Source organism: Pseudactinotalea sp. (assembly GCF_048594945.1).
Taxonomy (GTDB): domain Bacteria; phylum Actinomycetota; class Actinomycetes; order Actinomycetales; family Beutenbergiaceae; genus Pseudactinotalea.
The window spans coordinates 1-6,415 of the sequence record NZ_JBMDXJ010000492.1 but is presented as its reverse complement, the minus strand read 5'-3'; the positions used below and the strand labels follow the sequence as shown (position 1 = coordinate 6,415).

Annotated in this window: 8 protein-coding genes; 7 read left to right on the top strand and 1 reads right to left on the bottom strand. The window is 70.6% G+C overall.

What is annotated here, in order from left to right:
- The 4 genes from ACOJSN_RS22190 to ACOJSN_RS22175 all read left to right on the top strand — a co-directional run.
- On the top strand, positions 1–231 hold a 231-nt coding region (locus tag ACOJSN_RS22190; protein WP_420114660.1), incomplete at its 5' end, for a carboxyl transferase domain-containing protein.
- The gene (locus tag ACOJSN_RS22185) at positions 228–497 is read left to right on the top strand and encodes an acyl-CoA carboxylase subunit epsilon (RefSeq protein WP_420114659.1); all 270 of its coding nucleotides are present in this window, start codon (positions 228–230) and stop codon (positions 495–497) included. The genes ACOJSN_RS22190 and ACOJSN_RS22185, both read left to right, overlap by 4 nt.
- 19 nt (positions 498–516) lie before the next feature.
- A complete protein-coding gene (locus ACOJSN_RS22180; RefSeq protein ID WP_420114658.1) occupies positions 517–2,196 on the top strand; it encodes a DUF885 domain-containing protein in 1,680 nt (559 codons plus the stop codon).
- A 243-nt stretch (positions 2,197–2,439) separates the two neighbouring features.
- On the top strand, positions 2,440–3,408 hold the full coding sequence (locus tag ACOJSN_RS22175; RefSeq protein ID WP_420114657.1) for a hypothetical protein: 969 nt from the start codon (positions 2,440–2,442) through the stop codon (positions 3,406–3,408).
- Positions 3,409–3,528: 120 nt separating this feature from the next.
- Here ACOJSN_RS22175 and ACOJSN_RS22170 read toward each other — a convergent pair whose 3' ends face one another.
- Positions 3,529–3,882 carry a DUF4342 domain-containing protein gene (locus ACOJSN_RS22170; RefSeq protein ID WP_420114656.1) on the bottom strand — a complete coding sequence of 118 codons (354 nt, stop codon included), beginning with the start codon at positions 3,880–3,882 and terminating at the stop codon, positions 3,529–3,531.
- Between the two features lie 149 nt (positions 3,883–4,031).
- Here ACOJSN_RS22170 and ACOJSN_RS22165 point away from each other — a divergent pair, with 149 nt between their 5' ends.
- The 3 genes from ACOJSN_RS22165 to ACOJSN_RS22155 form a co-directional block, all read left to right on the top strand.
- The gene (locus tag ACOJSN_RS22165) at positions 4,032–4,466 is read left to right on the top strand and encodes a nitroreductase family deazaflavin-dependent oxidoreductase (protein WP_420114655.1); all 435 of its coding nucleotides are present in this window, start codon (positions 4,032–4,034) and stop codon (positions 4,464–4,466) included.
- Positions 4,463–5,092, top strand: a complete 630-nt coding sequence (locus tag ACOJSN_RS22160; RefSeq protein ID WP_420114662.1) for a Maf family protein — start codon at positions 4,463–4,465, stop codon at positions 5,090–5,092. Before ACOJSN_RS22165 ends, ACOJSN_RS22160 begins: the two co-directional genes overlap by 4 nt.
- Positions 5,093–5,365: 273 nt before the next feature.
- A partial coding sequence (locus ACOJSN_RS22155) for an acetyl-CoA carboxylase biotin carboxylase subunit (RefSeq protein WP_420114661.1) occupies positions 5,366–6,415 on the top strand: 1,050 nt, incomplete at its 3' end.

Genomic DNA, 6,415 nt, shown 5'->3' with positions numbered 1-6,415 from the left:
GCTCTGAAGAAGGTCGCCGACGAGGGCGGTGACGTCGAGGCCGAGCGCACCCGCCTGACCGACGAGTACGAGGAGGCGATCGTCAACCCCTGGGATGCGGCGGCCAAGGGTTACGTGGACGCGGTCATCAAGCCCTCCGAGACCCGGTCGCAGATCGTCCGCGGCTTGCGCGCGCTACGGACCAAGAGGGCGCAGTTGCCGGCGAAGAAGCACGGGAACATCCCGCTGTGAGCAGCGTCAACAACGGCGACGAGTCGGCACTGGCCGGGGAGATCGGCGAGGTCGCGGGGCTGGTGCGCGTCGTGCGCGGCGATGTCGACGAGGAAGAGCTCGCGGCCCTCGTCGCGGGCATCGTCGCCGCCCGCATGGCCTCCTCGGGCGAGGAGGTCGATGACGGCTCCCGCACCTCGGTCTGGGCCGACCCCCGGCGCCGCTGGGGTGTGCCTCGCGGCACCCAGCGCGCGGCCTGGCGGTGGAGCACGCACCAGGCCTGGTAGCCCGGGTAGTGTCACGGCGATGAGCAACGAGACCCGCCCCGCCACCGCCGTCGATGGGATCGCGGACGCCTACGTCGACGAGGTCGTCCGCCTCAGCCCGATCGCCGCCACCGAGCTCGGCCTGCCCGGCGCCGAGAGCGAGTTGGACGACTTCTCGCCCGAGGGCATCGCCGCCGCCACCACCGCCGCTCGCAATGCCCTGACCAGGCTGGCCGGCGCCGAACCGGCCGACGACGTGGACCGGGTCACGATCGCGGCCATGCAGGAGCGGCTCGGGCTGCAGCTGGAGCTGGAAGAGGCGGGCGAGCGCCATGGCGCACTCAACGTCATCCACTCGCCGCTGCAGACCGTACGCGACGTGTTCGACCTCATGGCCACCGCCACCACGGCCGACTGGGAGCGGATCGCCGAGCGCATGCACGCGGTGCCGGGCGCGATCGAGGGCTACATCGCCTCGCTGCAACACGCCGCCGGTCAGGGTCGCGTGGCCGCTCTGCGACAGGTCGAGGCCTGCGCCAAGCAGGCCGACGAGTTGGCCGGGAACGACTCCTTCTGGACCACCCTCGCAAGCCAGGCCCGCCCCGACGACGGCGACCCCTCGCCGTCGCTGTCCGCTCACCTCGCTGAGGGGGCTGAGCAGGCGAAGGCTGCCTACGGCACGCTCGCGCAGGCGCTGCGGGGGCTGGCGGCCCAGGCGCCGGAGGCCGACGCGGTCGGTCGGGAGCGGTACGGGTTGTGGTCGCGTTACTTCCTCGGCGCCGAGATCGACCTTGACGAGACCTACGAGTGGGGTCGCGAGGAGTTGGCCCGGATCGTGGCCGAGCAGGAGGAGGTCGCGGCGCAGATCGGCGGGCCGGGGACCTCCCCGGATCGCGCGATGGAGCTGCTCGATGCCGACCCGGCGCGGCAGATCCACGGCACCGACGCACTCAAGGCGTGGATGCAGGAGACCTCGGACGCTGCGGTGGTGGCGCTGGCGGACAGCCAGTTCGACATCCCCGAGCCGGTGCGGCGCCTGGAGTGCATGATCGCCCCGACCACCTCGGGCGGGATCTACTACACCGGCCCGAACAACGACTTCTCGCGACCCGGCCGCATGTGGTGGGCCGTGCCCGAAGGTGTCACGGAGTTCGGCACCTGGCGCGAGACCACCACCGTGTATCACGAGGGCGTTCCCGGGCATCACCTGCAGATCGGCCAGACGGTCTACCGCGCCGAGCTGCTCAACACCTGGCGCCGGCTTGCGAGCTGGGTCAGCGGTCACGGCGAGGGCTGGGCGCTGTACGCCGAGCGGCTGATGGCCGACCTCGGGTTCCTCGACGACCCCGGCGACCGCCTCGGCATGCTCGACGGCCAGCGGATGCGCGCGGCCCGTGTGGTCCTCGACATCGGCGTGCACCTCGGCAAGGACTGCCCGCCGGAGCTCGGTGGTGGCACCTGGGACGCCGCCAAGGCCTGGGACTTCCTCGACGCCAACGCCAATATGGCCGAAGGCTTCCTGCGCTTCGAGCTCGACCGCTACCTCGGCTGGCCAGGTCAGGCGCCCTCCTACAAGGTGGGCCAGCGGCTGTGGGAGCAGATCCGCGACGAGACCGCGGCCCGCGAGGGTGAGGCGTTCGACCTCAAGGCGTTCCACCGCCGCGCGTTGGACGTCGGCTCCGTCGGCCTCGACACCCTCCGCCTCGCCCTCCTCCCCTGACCCACCCGCCCCGCCGGCGGTGAGCGGTGAGCGGTGAGCGGTGAGCGGTGAGCGGTGAGCCCAGTCCCACCCGCCGGCCACCCGTCGGACCAGAGTCACCGCTGGCCCGCGAACGTGGGACTGCACCCACCTGGGCGACCGGAAGGTGGAACGAGTTTTCCACAGTTGCACGCCGATGCAGCTGAATCCACAGCAGGGTCGCGCGCCTGAGCGCGCGCGGGCGTGTGAGCTGTGTAGTGAGACATGCCTCGACCACAGGTGATCGCACCGCAGTTCCTCACCGGCCCGTTCTGCACCGCAGAGTTCAAGGAGTCCGGCTACTCGCACAAGCTGCTGCTCGGGAGGCGGTTCCGACGTGTCCATCCCCGTGTCTGGGTGGCCACCGATCACGAGATGACGTACGCCGACGAGGTTCTGGCGGCGCACCTCTGCATGCCGTCGGGTGCGCGGGTCACCGGCAGCACCCGGCTCCGGTGCCTTGGCCTGAGCTTCGGAGCGGCGTCCCCGCTGCACTTCGTGATCGACTCCGACCATCACAGCGCGGTTGAGGGGATCGTGCTTCATCGGACCGCGGAGATGCCGCCGACCGATGACGTCGGCGTGACGCCCGCTGCAGCGTTCATCGCGTACTGCACGTCGGCACGACTGATCGATGCCATCGCTGTGGGCGACTGGCTACTGCACCGGCACCACATCACGATCGAGGAACTCACCGCGCTCGTTCATGCTCAGCCGTGGCGCGATGGCGCCCGTGAGGTGCGGTACCTCTTGGACAGGCTCACGCCCCGCTCGCGGTCGATCCCGGAAAGCACGCTTCGGCTGTTGCTGCTGGCGAGCGGAATCGTTGGGCTGGAAGTGAATGCCGAGGTGATGACGCTCGACGGGAGGTCACTTGAGATCGACCTGCTCGCACGCCGCTGGAACCTGGCGATCGAGTACGACGGGGCACACCACCAGGAACGTCGCGACCAGTACCTGACGGACATAGAACGTCACGCCGCCCTCCGCGCGATGCACCTGGAGTACACCGTGGTGACCAAGGAGCACATGACGGATTCCCGATCGATGGTGCACCGTGTTCACCGCGTCCTGCTGTCCCGCGGCTACGACGGGCCGCCGCCACACTTCGGTTCACGCTGGCGCATGCTCTTCCGCCCGGTGCGCGAACTCGTCCGAGACCGTCGCGGCTCGACCAAGTCCCGTCAGCGGTGAGCCTGGTCCCACCGCAACGCGCCGGCGGTGAGTGTGGTCCCACCGACGGCACCGGTGAGGGACCACACTCACCGGCGCACCGCGACCGTGGGACCACACTCACCGGTGGCGCTGGAAGGGTCAGATGGCTGTGGTGTGGTCCTCCGGAGTGGCGGACCCGTCATCCACCGGGGCGTCCTCGACCGGAGCGTCCTCGACCGGGTCACCCCGGCGCTCGACACCCAGCGTCACCTGCGTCAGCAGCGCGGCGATAGCACCGACGGCCACGAGAGCGGGGGCCACCGCAGCCGTGAGTGCGGTGATGGCCACACCCGCGGTGAGCGGGATCTCGAGCAACGTCTCGCCGTCGCTCTTCTTGATGAAGACCCGGCGGACGTTGCCCTCACGGATCAGCTGCTTGACCTTGTCCAACAGCTCCGATCCGGAGACCGTGAACTCCTCGTACCAGGTCTTGCTCTCGTTCTGCTCGGTCATCGCGCACTCCTTCGAGGGGTCTCGCCTGCGGCCAGGATGCCGCGGGTGCAGCGAGCGCCTGTGGTCACCACTGTGCCGCACCGACCACGGGGTGGACCACCCCGCCAGCCCGTCAGATCTCCCCAGGACAGCCCCCGTACCCTGAGTGGGTGAATCACGAACGCCAGTACCGCCCGCCGGCCACCGCCTGGGTCCGCGACCAGCTCGAGACGATCGAGGCCACCGGGGACACCACGGGAGTCCTCGTGCAGGGCCGCCCCGTCGTCGTCGTCGAGATCCTCGGGGCAAAGTCGGGTCTGTGGCGAAAGGTGCCGTTGATGCGCGTGGAGCACGACGGCGTGTATGTCGCCGTGGCGAGCAAGGGCGGGGCTCCCGAGCACCCGGCCTGGTTCCACAACATCACCGCGAACCCCGAGGTGACCGTGCAGGACGGCACCGAGACCCACGAGGCTCACGCACGCCTGATCACCGGCGCTGAGCGCGCGCAGTGGTGGCCCCGGTGCGTCGAGGCGTACCCGCCCTACGCCGATTACCAGGCCAAGACCGAGCGGGAGATTCCGGTCTTCCTGCTCGAACGGCGCTGATGCGGCTGCTGCTGGCGTCGTCGTCACCGGCGCGTGCAGCCACGCTGCGCGCGGCAGGCATCGACCCGCTGCTGCAGCCTGCCGACCTCGACGAGGACGCGCTTCTTCGTGACGCCGCTGCGGAGAACGGTCCGCTCACCGTGTCCGAGGCGGTGCTGCTGCTCGCCCGTGCCAAGGCGCAGACGGTCGCAGCGACGGCTGCCGCCCGCGCAGCCGACGTCCTCGTCGGTTGCGACTCGCTGCTCGACCTCGATGGCGAGCCGATGGGCAAGCCGGGCACCGCTGACCGCGCCCGCGCTCGGTGGCTGCGGATGCGGGGCCGCACGGGCGTGCTGAGGTCCGGCCACTGGGTGCGGCTCCGCGATGGGCGGACCGCCGGTGCGGTCTCCTCGACCACCGTGCGCTTCGCCGACGTCAGCGAGGCCGAGATCGACGCCTACGTGGCCACCGGCGAACCGCTGAACGTCGCCGGCGCGTTCACGATCGACGGCCTCGGTGGCGCATTCCTCACCGGTATCGAGGGCGACCCGCACGGCGTCGTCGGCATCAGCTTGCCGCTCCTGCGCGAGCTGCTGATCGGCCTCGGGGTGCGCTGGACCGACCTGTGGCACCCGGTCAGCCCTTGACCCGCGCATTGTCCAGCACCGACTAAAGGCCCGCCGCTGAGGCCGTGAACCTACGGCACCGTTTGTCTACATCGCACAAATCGAGCGAGTGCGCGTTGCCTTCCCTCACAGACTTCTCCCACCCGGTGCGCCGTGGGCATGTCGCACCCTCGGCCGGTACTAGCGTGGGCCGACGGACCTGACGGCGTCGCGCCCAACCATGCGCGCGGCCGTCCCTGCAGAGCGACACCCCTGGAGCGATGGATGACGAGCACGATCCCTCCGGCCCGGCCGTTGCGGAAGGTGCTCATCGCCAACCGAGGCGAGATCGCGGTCAGGGTGGCGCGCGCGTGCCGCGACGCCGGCATCGCCTCGGTCGGCGTCTACGCCGACCCTGACCGCACCGCCCAGCACGTCGCGCTCGTGGACGAGGCCTACGCGCTCGGCGGCACCCGCGCCGCCGAGACGTACCTGGACTCCGCGAAGATCCTCGACGTCGCCCGCCGTTCCGGCGCCGACTCGATCCACCCGGGCTACGGCTTCCTCTCCGAGAACGCCGAGTTCGCCCAGGCGGTGATCGACGCCGGTCTCGTCTGGATCGGTCCCCCGCCCAAGGCGATCGATGCGCTCGGCGACAAGGTCAGCGCCCGGCACATCGCGCAGCGTGCCGGCGCACCGCTCGTCGCCGGTACCCCGGAGCCGGTGACCGACGCCGCCGAGGTGGAGGAGTTCGCAGCCGAGCACGGGCTCCCGATCGCGATCAAGGCGGCCTTCGGCGGGGGCGGCCGCGGTCTCAAGGTCGCCCGCACCAGCGAGGAGATCGGCGAGCTCTACGCCTCCGCGGTCCGCGAGGCCACCGCGGCGTTCGGCCGTGGTGAGTGCTTCGTGGAGCGCTTCCTCGACCGGCCCCGGCACGTGGAGACGCAGTGCCTGGCCGATGCGCACGGCACCGTGGTGGTCGTCTCCACCCGAGACTGCACGCTGCAGCGGCGCCACCAGAAGCTGGTCGAGGAGGCGCCCGCGCCGTTCCTCACCCAGGAGCAGGACGCCGAGCTGCGGCGCGCGTCGATCGCGATCCTCCAGGAAGCGGGCTACCAGGGCGCCGGGACCTGCGAGTTCCTTCTCGCCGTCGACGGCACGATCTCCTTCCTCGAGGTCAACACCCGACTGCAGGTCGAGCACCCGGTCACCGAGGAGATCAGCGGCATCGACCTGGTGCGCGAGCAGCTGCGGATCGCTGCGGGTGAGCCGCTGGGCTACGACGAGGTGCCCACCCGGGGCCATTCGATCGAGTTCCGCATCAACGGCGAGGACCCGGCCGCGAACTTCCTGCCCGCACCCGGC